The following is a 25,200-nucleotide window of genomic DNA, read 5'->3' as shown; positions in this document are numbered from 1 at the left end:
GCGCACACGCACCGGATGATCAGATGAGTGCGGTCGACACCGGATGAGCGGAGCGCGAAGCGTCCGGGTCGCGGCCCCCACGGGGCAATCACAAATCAAACCCCTCAACAAGGAGCGATCGTGGCGCGCGACATCGCGGCTGGCACCACTTCCGACGTCCCCACCAAGCACCAGGAGCTCATTTCCTGGGTCGGTGACATCGCGGCCCTCACCCAGCCTGACCGCATCGTCTGGTGTGACGGCTCGGAGGCCGAGTACGAGGCCCTCTGCGAGGAGCTCGTCTCCAAGGGCACCTTCAAGAAGCTGGACCCGGCCAAGCGCCCGAACTCGTACTACGCCGCCTCCGACCCCTCCGACGTCGCGCGCGTCGAGGACCGGACCTTCATCTGCTCCGAGAAGGAGGAGGACGCGGGCCCGACCAACCACTGGAAGGCCCCTTCCGAGATGAAGGAGCTCTTCGCCGGCAAGGGCGAGGAGGGCGGGATCTTCCGCGGCTCCATGAAGGGCCGCACGATGTACGTCGTCCCCTTCTGCATGGGCCCCCTCGGCTCGGAGCTCTCCGCGATCGGCGTCGAGATCACCGACTCCGCCTACGTCGCGGTCGCCATGCGCACCATGACCCGGATGGGACAGGCCGTCCTCGACGAGCTCGGCACCGACGGGTTCTTCGTCAAGGCCGTCCACACCCTCGGCGCTCCGCTCGCCGAGGGCGAGGCCGACGTGCCGTGGCCGTGCAACACCACCAAGTACATCTCGCACTTCCCCGAGACCCGCGAGATCTGGTCCTACGGATCGGGCTACGGCGGCAACGCCCTGCTCGGCAAGAAGTGCTACGCCCTGCGCATCGCGTCCGTCATGGCCCGCGACGAGGGCTGGCTCGCCGAGCACATGCTCATCCTCAAGCTCACCCCGCCGGCCGGCGAGGCGAAGTACATCGCCGCCGCCTTCCCCTCCGCCTGCGGCAAGACGAACCTCGCCATGCTGGAGCCCACGATCCCCGGCTGGACCGTGGAGACCGTCGGCGACGACATCGCCTGGATGCGCTTCGGCGAGGACGGCCGCCTCTACGCGATCAACCCCGAGGCCGGCTTCTTCGGCGTCGCCCCCGGCACCGGCGAGCACACCAACGCCAACGCCATGAAGACCATGTACGCGAACACCGTCTTCACCAACGTCGCGCTCACCCCGGACGGCTCCGACGTCTGGTGGGAGGGCATGACCGAAGAGGCGCCCGCGCAGCTCATCGACTGGAAGGGCAACGCCTGGACCCCGGAGAGCGACACCCCGGCGGCCCACCCGAACGCCCGCTTCGCCGTCCCCGCCTCGCAGTGCCCGACGATCGCCGCCGAGTGGGAGGACCCCAAGGGCGTCCCGATCTCCGCGATCCTCTTCGGCGGCCGCCGCGCCTCCGCCGTGCCGCTGGTCACCGAGTCCTTCGACTGGAACCACGGCGTCTTCATCGGCTCGAACATCGCCTCCGAGAAGACCGCCGCCGCCGAGGGCAAGGTCGGCGAGCTGCGCCGAGACCCCTTCGCCATGCTGCCGTTCTGCGGCTACAACATGGGCGACTACATGGGTCACTGGGTCGACGTCGCCAAGGACAAGGACCAGTCCAAGCTCCCGAAGATCTACTACGTGAACTGGTTCCGCAAGAACGACGCGGGCAAGTTCGTGTGGCCCGGCTTCGGCGAGAACAGCCGCGTCCTGAAGTGGATCGTCGAGCGCCTCGACGGCACCGCCGAGGGCGTGGAGACCCCGATCGGCATCCTGCCGACCGTCGCCTCCCTGGACACCGACGGCCTGGACCTGCCCGCCGCCGACCTGGAGTTCCTGCTCACGGTCGACAAGGAGGTCTGGCGCGACGAGGCCTCGCTGGTCCCGGCGCACCTGAACACCTACGGCGACCACACGCCGAAGGAACTGTGGGACCAGTACGAAGCGCTCGTCGAGCGCCTGGGCTGATCCAGCCCCCACCGAACTCCTGCGGCCGGCTGTCCCCGGCCACGGGTTGACGCGGGATTCCCCGACTCAGGATTCCCTGCGGCCTTCCAAATAGGTCGTGTGCGTCTGCTGACGGCGGGCCTCCGTTTCACGGAGGTCCGCCGTCATGCGTTCCGCTTCCTCCCGCAGCAGCGTCAGCTGCCGCTCCAGGTGGCGCTCGGGCGATTCGCCGCCCGCCGTGAGCCGGGTCCACCAGCGGGTCCGGTTGTAGGTGTCCACGCACTCCGGCACGTCCGTGCGGATGGCCCGGGTCAGCGCGTGCACCGCCTCCGGGTCGGCGCCCAGGACCCCCGCCACCCAGCCCGGCTCCAGCATCGCCGCGTACAGCTCCAGCAGCCCGGTCAGCACCTCGGCGGGCTCCGCCGGCAGGTCCACCTCGCCGACGTACTCCTGCAGTCGCGCGAAGTCCTCCCGTACGAAGCCCAGTTGCTCGGCGGGCTCCGGCGGCACCGGCGGCGCCGCCACGTCCGGCGGGGCGACCAGCGCGCCCGCCCCGTACAGCCCGGCGACCACCACCGGCCAGTACGTGCCGGCCACCCCGGTGAGGGTCAGGCCCACCCCGACCAGCCCGCAGGCGCTGCCGGCCAGGTTCTTCTTCGACTCCAGGAATCCGAGGAGCCGCGCGCCGAGCGGCCTACTGATAGCCACGGATCTCCTCGAAGGCTCCGTCCAGCGAACCGTTGCCGTCGGTGGCGTCGAAGAGCCGCCCGCCGGTCAGTTCGGTGATGTGGGCGAGTTCCTTGCGGTCCGAGTCGCCGAACAGCACCGCGAAGACCGGGGTGTGCTTCTGCGCCTCGGGCAGCCCCGCGTAGAAGGCGTCGAACTGCTTGGCCCCGGCGCCCGCGGTGTTCTCGCCGTCCGTCATCAGCACGATCGAGGTGAAGGCGTCCGCGTTGCCCTTGCCCAGCTGCTGGTACGCCGCCTGCAGACTGCTGTAGATGGCCGTGCCCCCGTCGGGCTGCAGCGACTTCACGTCCCCCCGGATCGCGTCCAGGGCGGGTCCCGGATTGCCGGGCTCGACCGTGTGCGTCAGGACCTTCTTCACCTTGTCGCCGAAGGGCAGCAGCGTGACCTCCTCACGGTCCCGGAACCGCTCCCCGGTCCCCGAACTCCCCGTCCCCGTCAGGTCGGTGAGCGCCGCCTTCAGCCGGCCGATCCGGTCCTCCTCGGCCATCGAACCCGAGGTGTCCAGCACGTACACCGTCCGCGAGGGCCGGCGCAGTTCGTTCTCGTAGCTGGCCAGCAGCCCGTCCGCCACCGACCGGGTGCCGGGGAAGGGGAGCTCGCGCCGCTTGTCCGGGTTCAGCCCGGCCGCCGGGGTCACCCCGGCCGCGACGGGCCGCCGGAAGGTCTTCTCGGTGATCGCCTTCTGCGCCTCGGCGCCGCTCAGGTACTCGGTCAGCGCCCGCCCCGACTCGCGGGCCCCGGCCGGGGCCGAGGTCAGCAGGGTCAGCGGGTAGTGGGCGGTGACCACGCCGTCGAGCGGCCGGATCACCGTCAGGTTCGTCTTCGCGTCCCGGTTCATGGACAGCAGCACCGACTCGTAGTTCACCAGCGCGTCCACGTCCCCGCGCTGGGCGTACGCCGTGGCCAGCCACCCCGAGGAGCCCGAGGTCAGCTTCTGCCCGGTGAAGAACCCCTTCAGCATCGGCTGTGCCTTCGCCACGTCGGCGTCGGTCAGCGCTGCCTGTGCGCCGGAGAGTCCCGAGGCCACCGAAATCAGGGCGGAGAAGCCGGAGTTGGAGCGCACCGGGTCGGTCATCCCGTACGTCAGCTTCCCGCCGGCCACGGCCTCGTGGACCGCCGACCAGGTCACCGACTCGGGCTTCCAGCCCAGCCGGGCCAGTGCCTCGGGCTTCACGCCGAGGGCGACGGGCGAGGACATCACCGGGGTCTCGCTCGACAGCTTGCCCGCGGCCTCGGGCCGCAGCCGCAGGTAGTCGTTGGAGGAGAGCCAGACGGCGTCGTACCTGCCGTCCGCCTTGCCGGAGGCGATCTGCTCGACCGCGTCGAGGGTGCCCGACATGGTCAGCTCCACGCCGACCCCGGTGGCGGCCTTCGCCGCCTTCAGCACCTCGTCCATGTCGGACAGCTCGCTGGAGGCCAGGACCCGCAGCGTGCCCTCCTGGTACGCGGTCTGCTTCGGCTTCGGGTGGTCGGGGTCCTCCGAGCACGCGCTCGCCCCGAGCAGGGTGGCGGCGAGCGCCACCGCCGCGGCGAGCCGTCGGCGCAGCAGGGCGCTGCGGATGCTCATGCCGTTCATCGGGCGTCGCCGCCTTCCAGGGCGCCGGCGGTGCGGGTGCGCGCCAGGTAGGCGGAGGCCTGCTGCAGTTCGCCGGTCAGGGATTCCACGGTGGCGGCCATGTTCTCGGTGGCCTGCACCTTGAAGGTGTCGATGGTGTCGAGCGTCTTGTAGATCTGGGCGAAGGCCGTCCGCAGCGTCTCCGCGCCGACGGCCGGGTCGGCGGCGATCCGCTGGATCTCCCCGCTCTGCGTGGACAGCATCTCCGCGTTGCCGCGGATCAGGCCCTCCGTGGTGTCGCGCAGGGTGTCGATCTGCTTGATGACCTGGCCCTGCGTGGTCAGCGCCTGCGCCAGCATCACGGCGATCCGCAGCGCGGACACCGTCGTGGTCGCGGCCCGGTCGACGCCCTTGATCAGCTCTTCGTTGTTGCGCCGGACCACGTCCATCGCCAGGTAGCCCTGCGCGCAGACGGCCAGCTGGGTCAGCAGGTCCTGGTGCTTCTGCCGTACGGGGAACAGCACGTCCACGCGCAGTGCGTCGGCCTGCTGCGGGTCGGTCTGATCGGCGATCCGCTGCTCGACGGCCGCGTCCAGGGCTTCGGTGAGCACCGCGTACTCCTGGAGCTTGCCCATGGTCTCCCACAGGCGGGCGCGCTCGGTGTGCAGGGCGGCGTTGTCGCGGCGCAGCTCGTCCTGGCCGCCGCGCAGTGCGCCGACGATCCGGTTGAGGGTGGCCTGGGAGGAGGCGTACTTGGCCACGTGGTCGCGGAACTTGTTGCCGCCGGGCAGCTTGGAGAGCAGCTTGCGCACGCCCCTGCCCGAGCCGGCAGCGCTGTCGCTGGGGTCCAGGTCCTCCACGGTGCGGCGCAGCTCGACCAGCGAGCCCGCGACGCGGGCCTGGGCGTCGCCGCCGCCGTCCGCGCCGAGGGAGCGTACGGCCCGGTCCAGCATCCGGTTGGACTGCTGGGCGGCGCCGCGGATGTCGGCGGCGCCGAGGCCGGCGATCTCCCCGATGCGGTTCGCGAACTCGGGGGAGCGGCTGTCGATGCCGGCCAGCGAGCCGACGTACTCCCCGGCCCGGCGGGCCATCTCCTCGCGCACCCCGTCCTGGAGCGGTACCAGGCCGGAGGCCTGCTCCCGCCGTACGGGGGCCACGGGCTCGGGGGCGGTGAGGACGAGCGGGCTGTCTTCCGGCGGTGTCAATGTCATGGTGATCTTCCTCCCCCTATCCCTTGGCCCGCGCGGCCAGCGCCATCAGGACCTTGACGGTGGGTGCGCCGACCTGGCGGAGGCCGGCCAGCTCCGAGTTGAGGTACGCGGTGTGCGGCGCGGTGGCCGTGGTGAACTCGGCCACCCCCTCCGTCGGCCGGAACCCGTGGCGGACCACGAGCGAGCGCAGCTTCGGGTCGGTGGCCAGCAGGGAGCCGAGCTCCCTGGCCTTCTCGCTGATCGGCACGAAGGTGTGCGGGGAGTTGACGGTGGTGTCGGGGTACAGGACCACCATGTCGCCCGGAGCCTGCTTCTGCTGGAGGAGGCTCGCCACCTGGGACTCGTAGGCGAGGATGAGCGGTTCCCCGCTGCCGCTGATGAAGGCGCGGAAGGGGCCGTCCGTGCTCTGCTCCAGGGCGCCCTGGACGGAGATCAGCTTCTTCATCAGGGGGGCGGTCCGCTCGATGGCGGCGTCGTCGGAGACGACGGCCGTGCCGTTGGCGACGTTCGAGGTGGTGGCGAGGAAGAGGGCGCCCGAGTTGGAGGTGGTGGGGTCGGTGGTCTTGACGAACACCGTGCCGGCCAGCTCGGGGTAGGCGCTGGTCCCGCCCTGGAGCTCCTGCCACTTCTTGTCCTCGGCGGCGGCCTTCAGGAACGGGCCGAGGAGGAGGGTGCCGGTGTTCTTGCCGTTCATCTTCGCGAGGCCGTGCTCGCTGAGCACCTTGGCCGCGTTGGAGCGGGCGATCACGACGAGCGGGGAGAAGAACGGCTTGGTGTTCTGGGCGCCCTTCACGCCCGCCTTCTCCTCGATTCCGGCGGCCGGCTCCGCGCTGCTGGGGAAGGCGAAGTCGAAGTCCTTGAGGGCGAGTTGGTCCATCGCCCAGGATCCCGAGGTTTCGGTCTTCACGGTGTAGCCCTTGTCTGCAAGGGCCTTGACGACGTCGGGGTCGCGGAAGAACTCGGACTTCTCCGAACCGATGACGCCACGCACGGTCTTCGTTGCCGTGCCCTCCTGCTTCTGTCCTCCGAGGGCGATGACGGCTATCACGCCGCCGACCAGGAGGACCGCCAGGGCGATTCCTAGGATGCGTCTCACGGGTGCAGAGTGCTCGCGGAAACCCACATTCCGCGCGCAGTTGAGTGAACGAGAGGTGACCAGGCGGTCCCACTTCGAAATGCTGTGTGGGCCCGCGGGTGCTGGTGACCGGGGCGGGCGGCCGGGAGGATCGTGCCATGGGCGTGAGCGCGTTGAAGTGGCAGGGCTGGTTGGTCGCCCTGGTGTTCGTGGCGGGACTGCTGGTCTTCGCCCCGCTGGGGCTGTACGTATGGGCGGGCGGGCGGCCGGCGGTGCGGCCGGCGGGGGCCGCGCCGGACGACGTACGGATCACCGACTGCCGGATCGACCCGGCGAGCCGACGCGTGGTGGCCTCGGTCGAGGCGGTGAACGGCTTCCCGGAGCAGGGGGCTTACGTGGTCACGGTGGAGTTCCGCGAACAGCCGGTGCCGGGCCCCGCCGACCGGGGCCCGCAGGTCCTGGTGAAGATCCCGGGTGTCCGCCCGGCCGCGACGGAACGCGCGGAGGCGCTGGGCCCGGTCTGGCCCCCGGCCGCGACCCCGTGGTGCGGCGTCGCGGCGGCTGATTTCGCCCCGGACCCGCCCTTCGCCCGTTCCCTGGGGCTCCGCCCCAGACCCCGCGCCTCAAACGCCGGCGAGGCTGGATAGGGCAAACCCAGCCCCTCCGGCGTTTGAGGAGCGGGGGTCCGGGGGCTGGCCCCCGGGAACGGCGCCGCACGCGGCAACGGGGTCCGGGCAGCGCCCGGGGAACGGTGGAAGGGCGGGTAGGGGACTTCGCCCCGCAGGGCAGGGCCGCCCGCCGGGCAGCGGCGAAGGGGGTTGCGGGTTCAAGCCCCGCAGGGCATGGCGCCCGGTCCGGAGCCTCCGCGGCCCCGGACCGGGGCCGTCAGTGGGCGCCGACGAGGTCGAGCGCGGCCGCGTGCGCGTCCATGCGCTCGGCGGCGAGGATCGCGACCGTGGTGTCGGCGCGGGACGCGGCGACGAGCAGGGCGCGGGCGGCAAGATCGTGGGCACGCTGGTGCAGCACGGCGGCGGCCTCGGCGTCGGGCTCCCGGCCGGGCCGCCGCGGTGCGCGGGCGGGCTCGGCGCCGCGCAGCCGGGTCACCTGGGCCGCGACGACGGCGGCGGCCTCGTCGAGGCCGAGCTCGTCGGTCACGGTGAGCAGCGCGGCGAGGTGCCCGGCGAGCTGGATGTCCAGGGCTTCGGCGCGGCTGCTGCGGGGGTAGTCGCTGTGGTGGACGCCTATGCGGGGGTCGACCGCCTTGGCGCGAATCGGCTCGTACATGGAGTCCTCCTGCGTGGTCAGGGGACCATCCTACATTGGATCCGTTCTAAAGTTGAGCTGAATCTTGGTCCCGTGTGTCGGCTTGAATGTGTCTTGCAATGGCCGGGGGGCAACCCCGACTCTTCTCCTTTCGGTGCACGTATGTACGGAACGTGCGGGCCGACTGGTGTGATGCTCGGGGGACGGAATGGCAAGGGCCGCAGACGCGTCAGGCGCGTCGCACGCGCTGGACGCATCGGGTGCATCGGATATATCCGGCGTAGAGGCAGTGGTGCGGAGCGACGCGGCGCTCCTGGAGGACGACCTGGCGGCCTTCCTGGCCTCCTTGACCACCGCGCCCGCGCGGCAGGCCCCGTCCGCACCGGAATCGGTGTACGAGGCGGCGCTGGGGCGTTCCCTGTACGCCCCGGTCGCCGACGCCGTCGGCTCGAAGGTGGGCCAGCAGGCCCTGGCCCCCACCGCGGGAGCGCCCGCGGTCCGGGCCCCGCTGCGGCCCTCGATGGTGTTCTGGGCCTACCGCAACTACCGGGGCTTCCCCGGCCGGGCCGGCGAGGACGACTCCGCGGCGGACCTGGCCGCGGTCCGCCGCGCGGCCGTGGCGGTGCGCGTCCTGCTGAAGGCCGCGGTCGCCCTCGACGACATCCAGGACGGCAGCGGCATCCGCTACGGCGAGCCCGCCCTCCACGTCACCCACGGCATCCCGCTCGCCCTCAACACGGGCTCCCTGCTGATCACCGCGGCGCTGGAGCACGCGGCCGACCCGGCCGTCGTACGGAGCCTGCTGCGGTCGGTCGGCCGGGGCCTCACGGGCCAGGCCGTCGACGTCTCCACGCGCACCGCGCTCACCCGCGCCGAACTGGTGGCCGCGCCCCGCGGCGAGCGGGTCGCCTTCTGGGAGTCGATGGCCGCGCTCAAGACGGGCACGCTGTTCTGGATGCCGCTGGACGCGGCGGTGGCCGCCCTGGGCGTCGTGGAGGACGAGCGGCGGGTCCTGGACGAGGCCATGCGCCACCTCGGACTGGCCAGCCAGCTCTTCAACGACCTGACCGACTTCGTGCCCGAGTTCGGCGGCCGCGCCACCCACGAGGACTTCGGCCAGCTGAGCAACCGGGTCCTCCTCGAACTCCTCGACTCCGCGCCCGCCGACCTGCGCGCGTCGGGCGAGCTGGTGGGAGCGCGGCTGAAGGAGTTCGTGCTCGGTCATCCGGAGCTGCGCCGCACGCTCCTCCTCCTCGCGGCGGAGGCGGTGGAGCTGAAGCGCTCGGCGATGGAGGCGGTGCGCGGCGTGTGCCGTTCCGAGCAGAGCGCCCGCTACTTCGACGTGACGATCGAACGCAAGGGCCACCTCATCGACCGGCTGCACGCGACGCTCCTGAAGGGGGAAGGCGCATGAGCCCCACGGACTGCCACACCGTCGTCGACCGCATCCGGGCGGGCACCCGCGGACGGCACCAGGACCTGGAGGGCACGCCCTTCTCCCTCGCGATGCTCGCCGGGACGCTCCCGCTCGACCGGTACGTCACCCAGCTCGCCGCCTACCGCCGGGTCCTGGAGGCGCTGGAGGGCGAACTCTCCCGCGCCGCGGACCCGTGCGTCACCTCGGTGTGGTCGGCGGACCTGGTCAAGCTCCCCTGCATAGACCGCGACCTGATGTACTTCGCCGAGGACGGCGTGTTCCCGTCGTCCACCGCGGCCGCACCGGCGGACGCCCTTGTGCGGGAGATCCGCGCCGCCGCGGCCTCGGACCCGCCGGCCCTGCTCGGGTTCCTCTACGTACTGGAGGGCTCCACGCTCGGCGGCGCGATCCTGCGCCGGTACGTCGCCGAGGCCTACGGGCTGCGCGACACGGACGGCGTGGCGTACTACGCCAGCGGTGACCGCGAGCGCTGGGCCCGCTTCGCGGCGCGCTTGAACGCGGCGCTCCCCGGCCCTGGCGAGCAGGACCGGGTGCTCGCCGCAGCCGGGCGGGCCTACCAGCACGTCGCCGCGATCTCCGAGGCCCTGTCCACCGGACTGGTCGCCGCCCCGTAGCCACGGCCCGTGGCCACGGCTCGTGGTTACGGCTGGCTGTACCCGTCGAGGAAGTTGCCGATCCGGGTGACCGCGTCGGCGAGGTCCTTCGCGTTGGGCAGGGTCACGATCCGGAAGTGGTCGGGCTCGGGCCAGTTGAAGCCCGTACCGTGCACGACCATGATCTTCTCCTCGCGGAGCAGGTCGAGGACCATCTGCCGGTCGTCCTTGATCTTGTAGACGGACGGGTCCAGCTTCGGGAACAGGTACAGCGCGCCCTTGGGCTTCACGCAGGTGATGCCGGGGATCTGCGTCAGCAGCTCGTACGCCGTGTCGCGCTGCTCCAGGATCCGCCCGCCGGGCAGCACCAGGTCGTCGATCGACTGCCGTCCGCCGAGGGCGGTGGCGATGGCGTGCTGGGAGGGCATGTTGGCGCAGAGCCGCATGTTCGCCAGGATCGTCAGGCCCTCGATGTAGGACGAGGCGTGCTTCTTGGGCCCGCACACCGCCATCCACCCGGAGCGGTATCCGGCGACGCGGTAGTTCTTCGAGAGCCCGTTGAAGGTCAGGCACAGCAGGTCCGGCGCGATGGCGGCGGTGTTCGTGTGCGTGGCGCCGTCGTAGAGGATCCGGTCGTAGATCTCGTCCGAGCAGACGATCAGGTTGTGGCGGCGGGCGATGTCCGTCAGCCCGCGCAGCATCTCGTCGTCGTAGACGGCGCCGGTCGGGTTGTTCGGGTTGATGATCACGATCGCGCGGGTCCGGTCGGTGACCTTGCGCTCGATGTCGGCGAGGTCCGGCATCCAGTCGGACTGCTCGTCGCAGCGGTAGTGCACGGCGGTGCCGCCGGCCAGGCTGACGGATGCGGTCCACAGCGGGTAGTCCGGCGCCGGGACGAGCACCTCGTCGCCGTCGTCGAGCAGTGCCTGCATCGACATCTGGATCAGCTCGGAGACCCCGTTGCCGATGTAGATGTCCTCGACGTCCAGGTCGATGCCCTTGGTCTGGTAGTGCTGCATGACCGCACGGCGCGCCGAGAGCAGGCCCTTCGCGTCCCCGTAGCCGTGGGCGTTGCCCAGGTTGCGGAGCATGTCCTCAAGGATCTCCGGCGGGCACTCGAAGCCGAAGGCCGCGGGGTTGCCGGTGTTGAGCTTGAGGATGCGATGACCTGCTGCTTCGAGCCGCATCGCCTCTTCGAGGACGGGGCCGCGGATCTCGTAGCAGACATTGGCGAGTTTCGTTGACTGGATCACCTGCATGACGGGAGCTTACGGGTCCCGATGCGGGCGCGCTCCGCTATTCGACCCGGAGCGGAGGGGTGGGCGGCGGACCGATATGTCCCCTTTCGCGCAAAGCTTGGGTACGGGCGCCACGAGCCCTTGGAAACCGGGGCCGCGGCCCCGCTCCGGCCTGCGGAATGGGTGGGTCCGGCGGAGGGGGCCGGACCGGTGTTGCGCTCGTCACCCCGTCCGGTCCTAAGGTGTCCGCGGCGCGCGGCAGTGATCAAGGAGAGCGGGGGGCGGGGGAGATGGGCGATGCGAGGGTGGACGGCGGAGTCGGGCCGGGGGCGGCGCCGGGCGTAGGGGCGGGTGCGGGGCCGGGGGCGGACCTCCCCTCGGTGCTGCGCTTCGCGACCGAGTTGTGCGCCTGGGTGGCGGCCCCGTGGGCGCTGGCCGGCTGGTCGGTGACGGCGGCGGTGGCGAGCGTGGTGCTGCTGATCGGCCTGCCCACGGTGTTCTCGACCCCGGGGGACAAGGCCCAGGTGATCGTCGCGGTGCCGGGCGCCGTGACGATCGCGCTGGTGCTGCTCCAGCTCGTCGTGGCCGTGGCGGCGTCCTGGTCCGCCTGGCCCGTGTGGGCGGCGGTCCCGGTGACGGCCCTCGCGGTGGCCTGCCTGGTCGCGGAGCGCACCCGGTGGCGCGGGCTCCTGCGGCCGACGGCGCGGGCCTGAGGAACGCGAAAAGGGGCGGGGCGCCACCGGTCGGTCGGTGGTGCCCCGCCCCTGCTTTCGGGGTGGCGCTCAGGCGGTGGCGTCCGTGGCGGGCATCGCGGTCGTCGCCCCGGAGCGGATCCGGCGCACCCGGCCCTGGGCGTCCAGGTACTGGAGGTCCCGGTGGATGGTCATCCGGCTCACGCCCAGTTCCCGTACGAGATCGGCGACCCGTACGCGGCCGGTGGCCCGCACCGCTCCGGCGATCAGCTCGCGCCGCTCCTCGCAAGGCATTCCCCGTCCGGGGGTGCGCTGCGCCGCGGGCACGGTTACTTCGCCTCGGCCTTGAGGATCTCGGCGAGCTCCTCGTCGGACTCGCGGCCCGGGGTCGGCAGGTTCCACTTGGTGATCGCGAAGCGGAAGATGACGTAGTACAGCGCCGCGAAGCAGAGGCCGATGCCGGCCAGACCCCACGGGTTCGACGCGATGCCGAGGTTGAGGACGAAGTCGATCGCGCCGGCCGAGAAGCCGAAGCCGTCCTTCATTCCGAGCGCCCAGGTCAGCGCCATGGACACACCGGTCAGGACCGCGTGGATCGCGTACAGCACCGGGGCGATGAACATGAAGGTGAACTCGATCGGCTCGGTGATGCCCGTGATGAAGGCGGTGAGCGCGAGGGAGAACATCATGCCGCCGACGACCTTGCGGCGCTCGGGGCGCGCGCAGTGGACGATCGCGAGGCAGGCGGCCGGGAGGGCGAACATCATGATCGGGAAGAAGCCGGTCATGAACTGTCCGGCGCTCGGGTCACCGGCGAGGAAGCGGGCGATGTCACCGTGGACGGGACCGGTCGCGGTGTCGAAGGAGCCGGCCTGGAACCACGGGAAGGAGTTCAGCAGGTGGTGCATGCCGATGGGCAGGAGCGCGCGGTTGAAGACGCCGAAGATGCCCGCACCGACGGCGCCGGAGTTGACCAGCCACTCGCCGAGCCCGTGGATGCCCTTGCCGAGGACCGGCCAGATCAGGCCCATGACGATGCCGATGATCAGGCCCGCGAGGGAGGACAGGATCGGGACGAGGCGGCGGCCGCCGAAGAAGCCCGCCCAGTCCGGCAGCTTGGTCCGGTAGAACTTCTGGTACAGCAGGGCGACGACGATGCCCATCACGACACCGCCGAGGACACCGGCGTTGACGGGCGCGTCGACCAGGGCGACCTGGTGGTCGACGACCTTCTCCACCTGCGGCAGGCTGCCGTCGGTGAAGGTGCCGAGCACGTTCGAGAAGACGAGGTAACCCGCCACGGCCGCGAGGCCGGTGGAACCGTCGGCCTTCTTCGCGTAGCCGACCGCGATGCCCACGGCGAAGAGCAGCGCCAGGTTGTTGAAGATCGCGTTGCCGCCGGCCGCCATGTACGAGGCGATGTCGTTGCACCAGCCCGGCAGCGACTTGTCGCCCAGCATGTCCTCCTGGCCGAAGCGCATCAGCAGCGCGGCGGCCGGCAGCACGGCGATCGGCAGCATGAGGCTGCGGCCGAGGCGCTGCATGACCGCCATGGCGGCGGAGTTCTTCTTGGCAGACGGGGCCGTCTGCTCGGCTGTACTCACGGTTGCTTCCTCCAGAGGAAACGGGGTGTGTTGCCAAGGCAGGCAGCGCTTGTGTGGGCTGGGCAACAGCGAAGGAAAATGCGCCATTTGCAGCGCGATGTTCCAGTTGTAACACGGTTAAAACCGCATAAACCCATGGTCGTAAAGACTGTGGACCTACGACCCGCAGGCTGAGGCCCCAAGCCCCTCCGTTCCCCGTGCCTTCCGGCGCTGTCAGAGGGTCCGGGTACCTTCCGGGCAGGGGGAAAGGGGAATCGGCATGCATCAGCCGACGATCATCCGGGGGGACGCGACCAGTCCGCAGGCCCGGGGGCCGAAGATCATCGCGCACGTCTGCAACGACCTCGGGGGCTGGGGCAAGGGCTTCGTCCTCGCGCTCTCGAAGCGCTGGAGCGAGCCGGAGGCCGCGTACCGCGCCTGGCACAGGGGTCGCAGCGGGAACGACTTCGCGCTCGGCGCGGTACAGCTCGTCCAGGTCCGCCCGGACATCTGGGTCGCGAACATGGTCGGCCAGCACGGCATCCGCACCGGCAGCGGCGGCCCGCCCGTCCGCTACGAGGCGATCGAACGCTGCCTCGCCCGCCTGGCGGCTCACGCCACGGAACGGGGCGCCTCCGTCCACATGCCCCGCATCGGCTGCGGCCTGGCCGGCGGCACGTGGTCCCGGATCGACCCACTGATCCGGGACGAGCTGTGCGCGAAGGGGATACCCGTCACGGTGTACGACTTCGGCTAGGGCCTGTGACGCACCTCGGTGCGCAGTTCTACGGGGTCGTGAACAGCCACCACTGCTCGGTACCGTTCTGAGAGCAGAAGAACGACTGCCACTGGCCGGCCTGCTGCCCGTTGTTGCCCGCCACCCAGCAGGCTTCGTAGAAGGCATACGGGCCGTACATCTCTGCAGGGCGTGCCTGGGTCGACACGGCGGCCACCTGGGGGGCCGCCGCGATGGCTTGAGAAGCGCCCGTGGCCAGAATCCCGGCAACGGCGACCGCCGCGACAGCGGCGCTGCGAAGCATGTCCTTGGGCATGAGCAGGTGGCTCCCTAGGTGAGAGGAGTGTGCGGACTCGGCCGCCCGGGTCCCACACTCCTACCGGCCCCGGGTCACCCTGACCAGGTGATGCGGCAGCTCTTCACCCGCATGCTCCGTGCAGGAACGATCAATCTCCCTCCAGGGGCAATGAGGGTCGCGCGGGACCTGAGAGACACGCTCCAGGCGGTTTCGCCGGTACCCCGTCCGTGGAACCACAGAGGGGGTACTTCGGTAGGGGAGTCACGGGGGAGTGGTTTCGATGGCTGTGGGTTATGCGTTAACCGCTGTGCTGGCCGCGGTGATCGCGGTGTTCTGTCTGGTGTGCATCCGCGGGCCGAAGCCGGTCTTCTTCTTCAGCTACCGGCTCGGGCTGGTGTTCAACGAGATACCGCACGTCGCCCTCTACGCGCTGACGGCCTCCACGGCGCTGGCCTTCGTGGAGGGCGACATCGCCACGGTTGCCGACTGGGTGGCCGTGGCTCTGGCCGCCGTTGCGGCCGCCGGGCTCGTGGTGGTCGCCCTGCGCGGGATGCGGACGGCGCCGGTGGTCAGGCGCGCCCTGGACGAGGCGCTCGGCGCCGGAACCGCCACGCTCCGCAGGCCGCCCCTGGCGCGCATCCTGCTCAGGCCCGTGTTCCGCCGCCGCGGCGACGTCAAGCGGGTGGGCAACCTCGCGTACGGGGACGCGGGCCGCCGCAACCTCCTCGACGTCTACCATCACCGCTCGCGCCCCGAGGGCGGCCCCATACTGATCCACTTCCATGGCGGCCACTACGACCAAGGCCGCAAGAACACCCAGTCACTGCCCCTGCTCTACCGGCTCGCGAGCCAGGGCTGGGTCTGCATCAGCGCCAACTACCGTCTGCGGCCCGCCTTTTCCCACCCGGACCATCTGATCGACGCGAAGAAGGTCATCGCCTGGGCGCGCGAGCACGCCGAGACGTACGGCGCGGACCCCGCGGCGGGCGTGTTCGTGTCGGGAAGTTCCGCGGGCGCGCACATGGCCGCGCTCGCCGCGCTCACCCCCAACGAACCCCCCTATCAGCCCGGGTTCGAGGAGGCGGACACCTCGGTGACCGCCGCCATCGCCCTCAACGGCTACCTCGGGACGTACTTCGACGGGGATCCGGCGACCTCGCCGGTGAACCTCGCCCGGGCGGACGCGCCGCCGTTCCTCATCGCGCACGGCGACCTGGACGAGCTGGTGGAGACCGAGAACCCCAAGGCCCTCGTCACGGCCCTGCGCTCCGTCTCCACCTCGCCGGTCGTGTACGTCGAACTCCCCGGCGGGCACCACGCCTTCGACCTCTTCCACTCCTTCCGTTTCGAGGCGCTCATCGACGGCATCGAGGAGTTCGCCGCGTGGGTGCGGTCCCGGTCGTCACCGCACTAGGCGGCTCGGCGGCTTGAAGCCCTTGGTCAGCAGCCAGGTGGCCAGGGCCAGTTCCCAGGCGAAGACCGGGAGGGCGGCGGCTGCGCCTGCCGGGGAGAGCTGGTCGTAGGCGCCGAACATCACGGCTGCGGCCGAGGCGCAGATCAGGGGGCCGCCGATCAGGCCGAGTACGGCGATGGGGCGCGGGACGAGCCGTGCGCGGTAGGCCAGGTATGCGAGCAGGACGGTGTTCAGGCCCAGGGCGATGTTGGGGCCGAGCAGGAACGTCCAGTCGTGCACGGCCACCAGCGCGGCGTCGGCGCCGTCCGGCGCCCCGGCCTCCCGCCGCAGGGTGACGAGCGCCAGGACGGAGACGATGCCGACGGCGATGACGGCCGCCTCCAGCAGCCGCCCGAAGGCGTACCCGAGCGCGAGCCCCTCGCCGTGGCGCCGCAGGACGGGGAACAGGGCCGCCCCGGTGCCGGCCACGGCCGCCACCAGCACCACCTCGCAGAGCGCGCCGAGCAGGGCCTGCGTATCGGCGCCCTGCGCGAGCCGGCCGTCCGCCGCGCCCAGCAGGGGGCGGTAGAGGGCCGCCCCGGCTATCGCGGAGACCTCGGTCAGCAGGAACAGCAGCCCGGCGGCCACTGCGGTTCTCCGGTCCGGACTCATCTTCTCGGTACCCCTCGCTCGATGGAGGTGTACGCCGTACACCTTGCGGCGACCATAGGTGTACGGCGTACACTCGTCAAGGTGAGGACCAACCGGCAGGACGCCACCGGCACGCAACGGACCCCCCTGAGCAGGGACCGCGTCCTGCGCGCCGCCGTTGCGCTCGCCGACGCCATCGGCATCGACGCGCTCAGCATGCGCAGGCTCGCGCAGGAGCTGGACGTCGTACCGATGGCCCTCTACAAGCACGTGGCCAACAAGGAGGAGCTGCTCGACGGCATGGCCGCCGCCGTCGTCGGCGAGATCGACCCGCCGGTCGCGGGCACCGACTGGCAGCCCGTGGTGCGCGGGCGGATCCTCTCGGCCCGCCGGGTGCTGCTCCGCCACCCCTGGGCGGCCCGGGTCATCGAATCGCGGACCGGCCCCACCCCGGCCGTGCTGGCGTACCTGGACTCGATGGCCGGGATCTTCCGGGAGGGCGGCCTCTCCGCCGACCTCACGCATCACGTCATGCACGCGATGGGCAGCCGCCTGCTCGGCTTCAGCCAGGAGCTGTTCGACACCTCGGGCCCCTCCGGCCCGCCGGACCCGGCGCTGGCGGCGCGCTACCCGCACATCGCGGAACTGGCCGCGACGGCCGCGCACGACGACGCCTCCACGATCGGCACCGGCAGCGGCGGAGGCGGCTGCGACGACCAGTTCGAGTTCGAGTTCGCCCTGGACCTCCTCCTGGACGGCTTCGAAGCCCTCCGCCGCCGGGGCTGGACCTCCGCGCGCTAGGTAAGGCGAACTATGCGACCGCAGGCGCCGGTTCGCGCTCCGCGACCGCCGCCGGGTAGCCGCGCTGGGCCTCGCGGTCGCGCAGGCACCACCAGAGGATGCCGAGGACCACCGAGGCGGCGCCGGTGCAGACGCCGACGGTGCGGACGTCGCAGACGGTGAGGAGGCCGCCGAAGAGGGCCAGGGAGACGCGGGCCATCGCGCCGTACGTGGTCATGTGGAGGCTGGAGACCCGCCCGCGCACGGCGGCGGGGACGGTGGCCAGCAGCACGGTGGTGTCCAGGGCGATGATGACGCCACTGGCCAGCCGCATCACGCCCAGCAGCGCCACCGCCAGGACCGGATGCCCCGCGAGGAAGAAGGCCCCCCAGGCCAGCCCCTGGAACACGTAGGCCGCGGTGTACGCCGCCAGGTGCCGGCGTACCGCGAACCGCGCGGCCAGGACCGTGCCGAGGATGACGGCGACCCCGTCCGCCACGTACAGCGAGCCCAACACCGCGCCGCCACCGCCGAGATGACCCGTGGCGTAGGCGGCGAGCAGGATGTCGTACGCCCCGCCGATGCAGCCCCAGGCGATGCCGATCCAGACGACGGAGCGCGCCAGCGGCAGCTCGCGCAGCACCCGCAGACCCGCGGTCAGCTCCTTGCGCATCGGCGCCGGGTGTTCCGGGACCGCCGCGGGCTCCGCGTACGGCATCGGCCGCCGGGCCTGCGCCAGCAGCGGTACGACGGCCAGCACCTGCAGCGCGCACGCGACGGCCATCGCTCCGGCCGGGCTCCAGCCGGCCAGCGCACCGCCGAGCGAGGCGCCGACGACGGTCATGGTTCCCGAGACGGAGCCCAGCCGGGCGTTGGCGGCGGGCCGGGACTCCGGCGCCACCACCCCGTACAGCCACTGCTGACGGGCCGGCGGCCAGAGGGTGTTGCCGAGGCCCTGGAGCCCGTAGAACGCGGCGGTGATCCAGATGCCGTGGTCGAGGAAGAGCGCCATGCCGAGGACGCAGACGGCCTGCGCGACCATCGAGCCGACGGCCAGGCGCCGTACGTCGAACCGGTCCGCGAGGGTGCCGGCCACCATCATGAAGGCCAGCGCGGGCACGGTCCCGATGAGCTCCACGGCCGCCAGCGTGGCGGGGGAGGAGTCCTGCAGCACCTGGATGAACAGGCTGATCTGCATGACCCAGGTCGAGCCCGAGGACAGGGCGCTCGCCGTCCAGAGACGCGCGGTACCGCTGTGGCCCCGGTCGGGGCGGGTGATCATCCGGAGCATCCGGAGATTTGATCACACCGCGATGATCACGGTGCCGGATCCGGATCCCGTACAACCTTCGCGGCCGGTGGGCCGTCCCATCCGTGTAGTCGATCACAGGTGACGCACGGGGGATTCCGGTGAACAGTTTCAAGAGGACCATGACGGCCGTCGGTACGGCGGTCGTCATTGCGGCCGTGGGCGCGCTGGCGGCGCCCGCCGCGCACGCCGCGCCCGGGGTGGCGCCGGCGGCGGGGCAGGCGGCCCTGACGTCCGACCCGGAGGTGAAGTCCGTTCCGGTCGAGGTGGGGCGCGCCAGCATCGAGCGGCATGCGAACGGCCAGTTCATCGTCCACATCGACTACAGCGACAACAACATGAACCCGTCCGTGGCGCGGGTCGAGGTGCGCCGGGCGGGCACCGACAAGGTCGTCGCCGTGGTCGACCGCTTCACGGACTACTACGACAACATGGGCACCTCCGAGAGGTGGGACGACCGAGATTGGTACCAGGGCGACGACCAGCCGCTCGTCCTCGATGAGATGGGGGACTACGAACTCGACGTGTACGACAACGGTCCCGTCCGCCGCAACGCCGGACGGTCCACCTACGCGCTCGACGCCCGGGTCGAGGCGAAGTCCAGCCGGCAGGAGTTCACGCTGGACGCCCTCGACACCCAGCTCACCGGCTCGGTGACCGCGGTCCACCCGCGTACGGGAGAGCGGCTGCCGCTGACGGGCGCCAGGCTCCGTGCCCGCCTCGGAGGGGGCTGGGCCGACGGAGTGTCCGACGCGGAGGGGAGGTTCTCCCTCTCCGTCGCCGCCCTCGGCAACGAGTTCGCTCTGTCCCTCACCGTGAAACTGGTGAGCGGGGAAACCGAGGTGTCCGGGACGGCCCCGGCGACGATCCGGGCCCAGAAGTCCATGCTCACGCTGACCTCGACGGCTCCCCTGACCGCCCGCTACGGGACCGCCGTGCCCGTGCTCGGCAAGCTCAGCCGCCTCGCGGACGATGGCACGGTCAAGCCCGCCGCCGGCCGGCGCGTGACCGCCTCCACAACCGCACAGGTGGAAGCCACCACCGGCCCCGACGGCAGCTACACCCTCCTGCCTCGCATCGTCCAGACCGGTTCCGTGGACGTGAACGTCGCCACGAGCAGCTGGCTGCTGGGTGACGGGACGCGCACCGCGACCGTCGCGAAGGTCACCCACACGACCAAGGTCGTCGAGGAGAAGCTGGTCTCCACCGACAAGTACGGCGGGCTCACCTTCAGCGGCAAGGTCACCGTCGACGGCATCACCAGCCAGCAGGCGCCGATCCAGATCCAGTTCCAGCTGCGCCCGGGCACGTGGGTCACCCGCCAGTCCTTCACCGTGCCCTACAACAAGACGTTCACCGTGAAGGTGACCCAACCGAGCAGCCAATACCCGTCCGACGGCTGGCGGGTGTACACGCCGGGCACCTCCAACATCGGCCCCAGCACGGGTACCCAGGTGCTCCGCCAGACCCGCGCCGCAACCCAGATCTCGGGCGCGCGCTTCGCACCGCTCCAGGTGGTCAAGGGGAAGCAGCTGTCCGTCTCCGGAGTCCTGCGGACATCCACCCCCGAGGGGCTCGTGCCGTACGCCGGCCAGAAGGTCCGCTACTACTTCCGGCCCGACGGCTCCACCGTGTGGAAGGAGATGGGCACCTCCGTCTCCGGGGCCTACGGAGCGGTGAACATGAAGTTCACCGCGCAGACCAGCGGCTACTGGCGCATCCGCTTCGTCGACGCCGACGCCACCCACCTCTCCTCCACCGGCCAGGAGGGCCGCATCGAAGTCAAGGGCTGACCCGGGAGCACCCCGCCCGCAGGTGCCGGTCAGCGCTCGATGATCACCAGGGGGATCTCGCGGGGTGCGGCCGCCGCCTGGTGGTCCTCGTAGGCGGGCCACAGGGCCGTCACGGCCTCCCAGTACGTCTCCCGCTCCGCCGGGGTCGCCGTCCGCGCGCGGGCCTGCGCGGTCAGGGCGCCGACCTGGAGGCGGACCTCGGGGTGGGCGGTGAGGTTGCGGTACCAGGAGGGGACGCCGGGCGTGCCGTCGGCCGCGGTGGCCAGGACGATGTGGCGGCCGTCGTCCTTCGCGTAGATCAGCGGCGTGCGGACGGGCCGGCCGGAGAACCGGTCGAGGGTGGTCAGGAGCAGCGTCGGCACCCCGTGCCACAGGTGCCCGTCGGCGCCGGACGTGTCCACGTACGCGCGCACGTGCGTGGAGAGCTGGCCCGTCGGCGGGTCGGCCGGGTGGTCCCAGTCGACGGTCGTGGGGGAGTCGATCGCCATCGTTGTCTTCCCTTCGGAATCGGCCCCCGCGCGGGCTAACGAGCATCCATCGATTCTGGATGCGCATCGGCCCGCCCGCACCTCGGGGCGGACCGGGGAGACCGGTCCGCCCCGCTCCGGGCCCACCTACGGGAGGTAGCGTTCGAGCGCCCTCGCGCCCTCCTTCTCGATCAGCTTGCGCGCCTTCTCGACCCGCTCCGGCGTCGGGTCCTGGCCGCGTGCCATGACGAGGTCCTCAGGGTCGAACGGGTGCTCCGACCCCGTGTAGAGGTGGGCGGGGCGCTGGGGCTGCTGGTCCGATTCACTGTCCATGGCTACCTCCTGCTGTGTCCCCCTGGCCCCCATCCTCCGGCCGCGCCCCCATGAACGCACCTCGGGACCGCGCCGGACCGCGGCTCAGGCGGTGACGGCCGCGAGTGCGGCCGTCAGGGCGACGACCGCCCCGCAGATGCCGAGGTTCACGATCTTGTGCTCCCAGAACACCGCCACGAACTCCCGGATCGTCGCGCTCGGCCAGAAGTACGTCGCCGTCGGCGATCCCAGCACCTGGCCGTTCACCCCGGCCTTGCGGGCCATCATCGCGGCGCGGAAGGCGTGGAAGTTGTTGGTGACCACCACGCAGCGGTAGGCGGGATCCTCCGCCTCCATGATCGTCCGGCTGTAGAGGAGGTTCTCCTCCGTCGTGCGGGACCGGTCCTCCAGCCGCACGTGTTCCCGGGGCACGCCCTCGGCGATCAGCCAGTCGGCCATCGCCCGCGCCTCCGCGAGCTTCTCGTCCGATCCCTTGCCGCCCGAGGTCAGCAGCAGCGGCACCCGCCCGCCGCGGGCGATCTGCGCGTCGTGGATCTCCCGGCCCTTGCGCAGCCGCGAGGCCAGCAGCGGCGGGACCCGGTCGCCGCCGATGAGGCCGGAGCCGAGCATCACCACGAAGTCGACGTCCCCGTGCACCGTGATCCGGCCGTAGAGGAAGGCGTAGGCGAGGAAGCAGAGGAAGAGGAAGGAGACGTACCCGGCCAGCAGGACCACGCCCACCACCACCGCGTCCCAGGCCTGTGAGCCCCGGTTGCCCAGGGTCAGGACGAACCCGATCAGGGCGAAGATCCCCACCCCGGCCGCGAAGGAGAGGAGGGCCGGGCGGCGGCCCTCCTTGCGGATCACCGTCACGGCGTTGCCGATCAGGAAGAACCCGAGCGCGATCGTGCCCAGCGCCGGGACCAGGAAGACCAGCGCGACGACGGCCGTGTCGAGACCGGCGGGCAGGTACGGGACCAGGGTGAGCAGGCCGACGGACAGGAATATGAGGGTGAGGCCCAGATAGACCGCGTTGCGGAAGCGCCGGCGGTCCTCCCGGACGCTCACGCCGAAGAGGACGAGGAAGAGAGCGGCAGGAACAAAGGCGTACATGCTGCTCATCGTATGTGCGGCATCCGTTCGATCGGCGGCCGATCGGACGCCCGTCAGCGGCCGCCGTGCGGCGTTCGACGCACGGACCGCCCGGCCAGGACGTCCGTCCTGCGCCCGTCCCGTACGACGAAACGCCCGTCGATCAGGACGTACGGGATCCCGGACGGCAGCGTGCGCGGCCGCTCGTACGTCGATCCGGCCGCGACCGTCAGCGGATCGAAGAGGACGAGGTCCGCCCGGTGCCCGACCCGCACCAGCCCCCGGTCCGGCAGTCGCAGCCGCGCGGCGGGACGGCCGGAGAGGTGGGCGACGCACTCCTCCAGGGACAGGACTCCCAGCTCGCGCACGTAGTGCCCGAGGTAGTGCGGGAAGGTGCCGTAGGCCCGCGGATGCGGTTTCGCGCCCTGCAGGATGCCGTCCGAGCCGCCCGTGTGGACCGGGTGGCGCATGATCGCCCGTACGTTCTCCTCGTGCCCGACGTGCTGGAGGATGCTCGGTCCGAGCCGGTCGCCCAGCAGCAGCGCCCGGGCCGTCTCCCAGTCGGGGACGCGGGTGCCGACGTACGCCCCGTAGGCCGGGTCCGTGGTCCCGGCGATCTCGATCGTCGACCAGTCGACCGGGACCCCGTGGCAGCCGTCGGCGCCCTCCACCTCCAGCGCGTACCGGATCCGCTCGGCCTCCGCGTCGTCGCGCAGTCGGGCGAGGACCGCCTCGGGTCCGCCCTCGTTCGCCCAACTGGGCAGCAGGGCGACCAGGGTGGTGCAGCCGGGGGTGTACGGATAGCTGTCGAGGGTGATGTCGGCGCCGCCGGCCAGTGCTCCGTCGAGCAGGGCGAGCAGCTCGCCCGCCCGGCCCTCGTTCTCCCCGAAGTTCATCGTGGCGTGCGCCAGGTGCAGGGCGCAGCCGGCCTCGCGGGTCAGCTCGACCATCTCGGCGTAGGCGGCCAGGGCGCCGCGGCCGTACGAGCGGTGGTGCGGGCAGTAGTAGCCGCCGTACCGGGCCACCACCCGGCACAGCTCGCTCAGTTCGGCGCCGGAGGCGTACATGCCCGGGGTGTAGGTGAGCCCGGAGGACATGCCGACGGCGCCCTGCGCGAGCCCCTCCGCGACCAGGGCCCGCATCCGGTCGAGCTCCGCGGGGGTGGCGGGGCGGTCGCCCCAGCCGACGACGCGGGCGCGGACGGTGCCCTGGGGCACCAGGTAGGCGGCGTTGACGGCGATGCCCTGCCCGCCGTGGGCCCGGTCGAGCCGGTCCAGGTACCCGCCGACCGTGCGCCAGTCGAAGTCGATGTCCTCGCCCGTGCCGTTCCAGCCGGCGATGGCGGCCCGCACCTCGGTCAGCGTGCGGTCGTCGACGGGGGCGTACGACAGGCCGTCCTGGCCGAGGACTTCGAGGGTCACGCCCTGGGCGGCCTTCGCGCCGTGGTCCGGATCGCGCAGCAGGGCCAGGTCGCTGTGGGCGTGCATGTCGATGAAACCGGGGGCCAGGGCGAGGCCGCGGGCGTCGAGCGTGCGCCGCCCGCCGCCCGCGATCCGGCCGCCCACTTCGGCGATGCGGCCCTCGTGGATCCCGATGTCGGCGGTGTACGAGGGCCCGCCCGTGCCGTCGACGACGCGGGCCCCGCGGATGACCAGGTCCATGGTGGTGGGAACGCTCCTCCGGAGCTCGGAAGCCGGGGCTTAGAAGAACGTCCGGACGTACTCGGTGACCGTGCCGTCGGCCTCCACCACCGGGATCAGCGGCCACTTCTCGAAGATCGTGCACGGGTGGGACATGCCCAGTGCCACCCAGTCGCCGACCTGCACGTCCTCGGCGGAGTCCGTTTCCAGCCAGGCGTGCTGGTCGGAGAGCTTGAGGACGCGGACCCCGGTGGCCGGGCGCTCGGCGCCGGTCAGGGGATCGCGGACCAGCTCGGCCTCGGGCAGCCCCAGGTCGTAGGCGATGTCCCGCTTGCCGGCGTTGACGAACGCCTGGGTGGGGGAGGGACGGGAGACCACCTGCGCCCAGAGCCGGAAGGCGGGGCGCAGGCCGCCCTCCTCGGGGACCCGGTTGAAGGGGGTGAGGCGGGTGTACCAGCCGTGGTCGTGGGAGACGTACGCACCGGAGCGCAGCAGCTTCAGGACCGGCCGCGAGAGCTCCGGCAGCTCGGCGAACACGTCGGCGACGGCGTCGAACCAGGCGGAGCCGCCCGCGCTGACGACGATCTCCGCGACCCCCTCGAACCGTCCCGCCTTGTCGAACTCGGCCGCCAGAGCGGTGAGCCGGCGCAGGTAGGCGTGCACGGAGTCCGGGTCGGCGCCGGGCACCTCCGCCTCGTACCCGGCGATGCCGATCAGGCGCAGGGTGTCCGTACCCGCCACCGCGTCGGCGACGGCCCGGCAGTCCTCGTCGGTACGGGCCCCCGTGCGGGCGCCCTCCCCGGCGCCGAGCTCGACGACCACGTCGACCTGCTGGGGCTGCCCCTGGAGGGCCCGGTCCATGAGCTGGACCCCGCGCACGGAGTCCACGTAGCAGACGAACCGGAAATCGGGGTCCGCGGCGAGTTCGGCGGCCACCCAGCGCAGGGCGGCGGCGTCGACGAGCTCGTTGGCGAGGAAGATCCGCTGGATGCCGAACGCCCGGTAGACGCGCGCCTGGTGGGGGACGGCGGCGGTGATGCCCCAGGCCCCGTGCTCCAGCTGACGCCGGAACAGCTGTGGGGCCATGCAGGTCTTGCCGTGCGGGGCGAAGGCCAGGCCGTGGCGCTCGGCGTAGGTGCCCAGGGCGGCGAGGTTGTGGGCCAGCGCCTCGGCGTCGAGGGTGAGCACGGGCGTCGTGAACCCGCCGGTGTAGAGGCTCCGCCGCTGGGCGGTCAGCTCTCCCACGGTGAGGCCCGCCTGTCCGGCGTCCGGGGGGAGCCCCTTGAACCGGTGGTCCACCGGCTCCTGGGCGAGTGCCTGGACGGGGTCGCTGGACATGTGCGTGTGCCTCCCGGGTATTGCGGTTGTTGCGTACAGTGCAACAGTCGTTGCA

25 protein-coding genes are annotated in these 25,200 nt (G+C 71.7%); 9 read left to right on the top strand and 16 right to left on the bottom strand.

Annotated features, from left to right (window positions below; all coding sequences use genetic code 11):
* Nucleotides 1-120 precede the first annotated feature (120 nt).
* Nucleotides 121-1,962 carry a phosphoenolpyruvate carboxykinase (GTP) gene (locus tag ACFRU2_RS28505; protein ID WP_382977176.1) on the top strand — a complete coding sequence of 614 codons (1,842 nt, stop codon included), beginning with the start codon at nt 121-123 and terminating at the stop codon, nt 1,960-1,962.
* A gap of 66 nt (nt 1,963-2,028) precedes the next feature.
* Here the strand turns inward: ACFRU2_RS28505 and ACFRU2_RS28500 are convergent, their stop codons facing one another.
* Genes ACFRU2_RS28500 through ACFRU2_RS28485 form a run of 4 tightly spaced genes read right to left on the bottom strand, consistent with a single transcriptional unit; the run spans nt 2,029 to nt 6,550 of the window.
* Nucleotides 2,029-2,649, bottom strand: a complete 621-nt coding sequence (locus ACFRU2_RS28500; protein ID WP_382977174.1) for a hypothetical protein — start codon at nt 2,647-2,649, stop codon at nt 2,029-2,031.
* Nucleotides 2,636-4,255, bottom strand: a complete 1,620-nt coding sequence (locus ACFRU2_RS28495; RefSeq protein WP_382977173.1) for a substrate-binding domain-containing protein — start codon at nt 4,253-4,255, stop codon at nt 2,636-2,638. Before ACFRU2_RS28495 ends, ACFRU2_RS28500 begins: the two co-directional genes overlap by 14 nt.
* 5 nt (nt 4,256-4,260) lie before the next feature.
* A complete protein-coding gene (locus ACFRU2_RS28490; RefSeq protein ID WP_382977170.1) occupies nt 4,261-5,454 on the bottom strand; it encodes a toxic anion resistance protein in 1,194 nt (397 codons plus the stop codon).
* A gap of 16 nt (nt 5,455-5,470) precedes the next feature.
* The gene (locus tag ACFRU2_RS28485; protein WP_382977168.1) at nt 5,471-6,550 is read right to left on the bottom strand and encodes a hypothetical protein; all 1,080 of its coding nucleotides are present in this window, start codon (nt 6,548-6,550) and stop codon (nt 5,471-5,473) included.
* 143 nt (nt 6,551-6,693) lie between these two features.
* Between ACFRU2_RS28485 and ACFRU2_RS28480 the strand changes: the two genes are divergently transcribed.
* A complete protein-coding gene (locus ACFRU2_RS28480; protein ID WP_382977165.1) occupies nt 6,694-7,176 on the top strand; it encodes a hypothetical protein in 483 nt (160 codons plus the stop codon).
* 238 nt (nt 7,177-7,414) lie between these two features.
* Here the strand turns inward: ACFRU2_RS28480 and ACFRU2_RS28475 are convergent, their stop codons facing one another.
* On the bottom strand, nt 7,415-7,813 hold the full coding sequence (locus ACFRU2_RS28475) for a hypothetical protein (RefSeq protein WP_382977163.1): 399 nt from the start codon (nt 7,811-7,813) through the stop codon (nt 7,415-7,417).
* Nucleotides 7,814-8,084: 271 nt separating this feature from the next.
* Here ACFRU2_RS28475 and ACFRU2_RS28470 point away from each other — a divergent pair, with 271 nt between their 5' ends.
* On the top strand, nt 8,085-9,206 hold the full coding sequence (locus tag ACFRU2_RS28470; protein WP_382977161.1) for a polyprenyl synthetase family protein: 1,122 nt from the start codon (nt 8,085-8,087) through the stop codon (nt 9,204-9,206).
* The gene (locus tag ACFRU2_RS28465) at nt 9,203-9,844 is read left to right on the top strand and encodes a biliverdin-producing heme oxygenase (protein WP_382977160.1); all 642 of its coding nucleotides are present in this window, start codon (nt 9,203-9,205) and stop codon (nt 9,842-9,844) included. Before ACFRU2_RS28470 ends, ACFRU2_RS28465 begins: the two co-directional genes overlap by 4 nt.
* Before the next feature lie 26 nt (nt 9,845-9,870).
* Here the strand turns inward: ACFRU2_RS28465 and ACFRU2_RS28460 are convergent, their stop codons facing one another.
* Nucleotides 9,871-11,082 carry a pyridoxal phosphate-dependent aminotransferase gene (locus tag ACFRU2_RS28460; protein ID WP_382977158.1) on the bottom strand — a complete coding sequence of 404 codons (1,212 nt, stop codon included), beginning with the start codon at nt 11,080-11,082 and terminating at the stop codon, nt 9,871-9,873.
* 269 nt (nt 11,083-11,351) lie between these two features.
* On the opposite strand from ACFRU2_RS28460, the gene ACFRU2_RS28455 reads away from it, so the two are divergent.
* Entirely contained in the window at nt 11,352-11,774 is a 423-nt protein-coding gene (locus ACFRU2_RS28455) for a hypothetical protein (protein ID WP_382977156.1), read from the top strand.
* Between the two features lie 69 nt (nt 11,775-11,843).
* Here the strand turns inward: ACFRU2_RS28455 and ACFRU2_RS28450 are convergent, their stop codons facing one another.
* Nucleotides 11,844-12,080 (bottom strand): DeoR family transcriptional regulator, encoded by a 237-nt coding sequence (locus ACFRU2_RS28450; RefSeq protein ID WP_382977154.1) that lies wholly within the window; start codon nt 12,078-12,080, stop codon nt 11,844-11,846.
* Between the two features lie 2 nt (nt 12,081-12,082).
* Nucleotides 12,083-13,306 carry a PTS transporter subunit EIIC gene (locus tag ACFRU2_RS28445; protein ID WP_382977314.1) on the bottom strand — a complete coding sequence of 408 codons (1,224 nt, stop codon included), beginning with the start codon at nt 13,304-13,306 and terminating at the stop codon, nt 12,083-12,085.
* A 310-nt stretch (nt 13,307-13,616) separates the two neighbouring features.
* Between ACFRU2_RS28445 and ACFRU2_RS28440 the strand changes: the two genes are divergently transcribed.
* Nucleotides 13,617-14,093 (top strand): macro domain-containing protein, encoded by a 477-nt coding sequence (locus ACFRU2_RS28440; RefSeq protein WP_382977152.1) that lies wholly within the window; start codon nt 13,617-13,619, stop codon nt 14,091-14,093.
* Nucleotides 14,094-14,121: 28 nt separating this feature from the next.
* Here ACFRU2_RS28440 and ACFRU2_RS28435 read toward each other — a convergent pair whose 3' ends face one another.
* The gene (locus ACFRU2_RS28435; RefSeq protein WP_382977150.1) at nt 14,122-14,388 is read right to left on the bottom strand and encodes a hypothetical protein; all 267 of its coding nucleotides are present in this window, start codon (nt 14,386-14,388) and stop codon (nt 14,122-14,124) included.
* 262 nt (nt 14,389-14,650) lie between these two features.
* Here ACFRU2_RS28435 and ACFRU2_RS28430 point away from each other — a divergent pair, with 262 nt between their 5' ends.
* On the top strand, nt 14,651-15,784 hold the full coding sequence (locus tag ACFRU2_RS28430; RefSeq protein ID WP_382977147.1) for an alpha/beta hydrolase: 1,134 nt from the start codon (nt 14,651-14,653) through the stop codon (nt 15,782-15,784).
* Here ACFRU2_RS28430 and ACFRU2_RS28425 read toward each other — a convergent pair.
* On the bottom strand, nt 15,773-16,435 hold the full coding sequence (locus ACFRU2_RS28425; protein ID WP_382977145.1) for a DUF4386 domain-containing protein: 663 nt from the start codon (nt 16,433-16,435) through the stop codon (nt 15,773-15,775). The genes ACFRU2_RS28430 and ACFRU2_RS28425 overlap by 12 nt on opposite strands.
* Before the next feature lie 81 nt (nt 16,436-16,516).
* Between ACFRU2_RS28425 and ACFRU2_RS28420 the strand changes: the two genes are divergently transcribed.
* On the top strand, nt 16,517-17,215 hold the full coding sequence (locus ACFRU2_RS28420; RefSeq protein ID WP_382977143.1) for a TetR/AcrR family transcriptional regulator C-terminal domain-containing protein: 699 nt from the start codon (nt 16,517-16,519) through the stop codon (nt 17,213-17,215).
* Between the two features lie 10 nt (nt 17,216-17,225).
* Here the strand turns inward: ACFRU2_RS28420 and ACFRU2_RS28415 are convergent, their stop codons facing one another.
* Entirely contained in the window at nt 17,226-18,485 is a 1,260-nt protein-coding gene (locus ACFRU2_RS28415) for an MFS transporter (protein ID WP_382977142.1), read from the bottom strand.
* Nucleotides 18,486-18,604: 119 nt separating this feature from the next.
* On the opposite strand from ACFRU2_RS28415, the gene ACFRU2_RS28410 reads away from it, so the two are divergent.
* Nucleotides 18,605-20,296, top strand: coding sequence for a hypothetical protein (locus ACFRU2_RS28410; protein ID WP_382977140.1), 1,692 nt, complete (start codon nt 18,605-18,607; stop codon nt 20,294-20,296).
* A 29-nt stretch (nt 20,297-20,325) separates the two neighbouring features.
* Here ACFRU2_RS28410 and ACFRU2_RS28405 read toward each other — a convergent pair whose 3' ends face one another.
* The 5 genes from ACFRU2_RS28405 to ACFRU2_RS28385 all read right to left on the bottom strand — a co-directional run bounded on the left by ACFRU2_RS28405 (nt 20,326) and on the right by ACFRU2_RS28385 (nt 25,145).
* The gene (locus ACFRU2_RS28405; RefSeq protein WP_382977138.1) at nt 20,326-20,784 is read right to left on the bottom strand and encodes a nitroreductase/quinone reductase family protein; all 459 of its coding nucleotides are present in this window, start codon (nt 20,782-20,784) and stop codon (nt 20,326-20,328) included.
* A 126-nt stretch (nt 20,785-20,910) separates the two neighbouring features.
* On the bottom strand, nt 20,911-21,096 hold the full coding sequence (locus tag ACFRU2_RS28400) for a hypothetical protein (protein WP_274549281.1): 186 nt from the start codon (nt 21,094-21,096) through the stop codon (nt 20,911-20,913).
* Between the two features lie 84 nt (nt 21,097-21,180).
* The gene (locus ACFRU2_RS28395; RefSeq protein ID WP_382977136.1) at nt 21,181-22,188 is read right to left on the bottom strand and encodes a YdcF family protein; all 1,008 of its coding nucleotides are present in this window, start codon (nt 22,186-22,188) and stop codon (nt 21,181-21,183) included.
* Between the two features lie 53 nt (nt 22,189-22,241).
* A complete protein-coding gene (locus ACFRU2_RS28390) occupies nt 22,242-23,828 on the bottom strand; it encodes an amidohydrolase family protein (protein ID WP_382977134.1) in 1,587 nt (528 codons plus the stop codon).
* A 39-nt stretch (nt 23,829-23,867) separates the two neighbouring features.
* On the bottom strand, nt 23,868-25,145 hold the full coding sequence (locus tag ACFRU2_RS28385; RefSeq protein ID WP_382977131.1) for an amino acid deaminase: 1,278 nt from the start codon (nt 25,143-25,145) through the stop codon (nt 23,868-23,870).
* Nucleotides 25,146-25,200: the final 55 nt, after the last annotated feature.

The organism is Streptomyces sp. NPDC056883, from assembly GCF_042788835.1.
Lineage (GTDB): Bacteria > Actinomycetota > Actinomycetes > Streptomycetales > Streptomycetaceae > Streptomyces > Streptomyces stoeckheimensis.
This window is presented reverse-complemented; position numbering and strand designations above follow the sequence as displayed.

Excerpts from the sequence above, each read along its gene's own strand:
- ACFRU2_RS28395 (WP_382977136.1), bottom strand. The coding sequence starts at position 22,188 with ATGTACGCCTTTGTTCCTGCCGCTCTCTTCCTCGTCCTCTTCGGCGTG.
- ACFRU2_RS28460 (WP_382977158.1), bottom strand. The coding sequence starts at position 11,082 with ATGCAGGTGATCCAGTCAACGAAACTCGCCAATGTCTGCTACGAGATC.
- ACFRU2_RS28455 (WP_382977156.1), top strand. The coding sequence starts at position 11,352 with ATGGGCGATGCGAGGGTGGACGGCGGAGTCGGGCCGGGGGCGGCGCCG.
- ACFRU2_RS28490 (WP_382977170.1), bottom strand. The coding sequence starts at position 5,454 with ATGACATTGACACCGCCGGAAGACAGCCCGCTCGTCCTCACCGCCCCC.
- ACFRU2_RS28435 (WP_382977150.1), bottom strand. The coding sequence starts at position 14,388 with ATGCCCAAGGACATGCTTCGCAGCGCCGCTGTCGCGGCGGTCGCCGTT.
- ACFRU2_RS28495 (WP_382977173.1), bottom strand. The coding sequence starts at position 4,255 with ATGAGCATCCGCAGCGCCCTGCTGCGCCGACGGCTCGCCGCGGCGGTG.
- ACFRU2_RS28385 (WP_382977131.1), bottom strand. The coding sequence starts at position 25,145 with ATGTCCAGCGACCCCGTCCAGGCACTCGCCCAGGAGCCGGTGGACCAC.
- ACFRU2_RS28390 (WP_382977134.1), bottom strand. The coding sequence starts at position 23,828 with ATGGACCTGGTCATCCGCGGGGCCCGCGTCGTCGACGGCACGGGCGGG.
- ACFRU2_RS28405 (WP_382977138.1), bottom strand. The coding sequence starts at position 20,784 with ATGGCGATCGACTCCCCCACGACCGTCGACTGGGACCACCCGGCCGAC.
- ACFRU2_RS28425 (WP_382977145.1), bottom strand. The coding sequence starts at position 16,435 with ATGAGTCCGGACCGGAGAACCGCAGTGGCCGCCGGGCTGCTGTTCCTG.
- ACFRU2_RS28400 (WP_274549281.1), bottom strand. The coding sequence starts at position 21,096 with ATGGACAGTGAATCGGACCAGCAGCCCCAGCGCCCCGCCCACCTCTAC.
- ACFRU2_RS28475 (WP_382977163.1), bottom strand. The coding sequence starts at position 7,813 with ATGTACGAGCCGATTCGCGCCAAGGCGGTCGACCCCCGCATAGGCGTC.
- ACFRU2_RS28465 (WP_382977160.1), top strand. The coding sequence starts at position 9,203 with ATGAGCCCCACGGACTGCCACACCGTCGTCGACCGCATCCGGGCGGGC.
- ACFRU2_RS28415 (WP_382977142.1), bottom strand. The coding sequence starts at position 18,485 with ATGCTCCGGATGATCACCCGCCCCGACCGGGGCCACAGCGGTACCGCG.
- ACFRU2_RS28445 (WP_382977314.1), bottom strand. The coding sequence starts at position 13,306 with ATGGCGGTCATGCAGCGCCTCGGCCGCAGCCTCATGCTGCCGATCGCC.
- ACFRU2_RS28430 (WP_382977147.1), top strand. The coding sequence starts at position 14,651 with ATGGCTGTGGGTTATGCGTTAACCGCTGTGCTGGCCGCGGTGATCGCG.
- ACFRU2_RS28440 (WP_382977152.1), top strand. The coding sequence starts at position 13,617 with ATGCATCAGCCGACGATCATCCGGGGGGACGCGACCAGTCCGCAGGCC.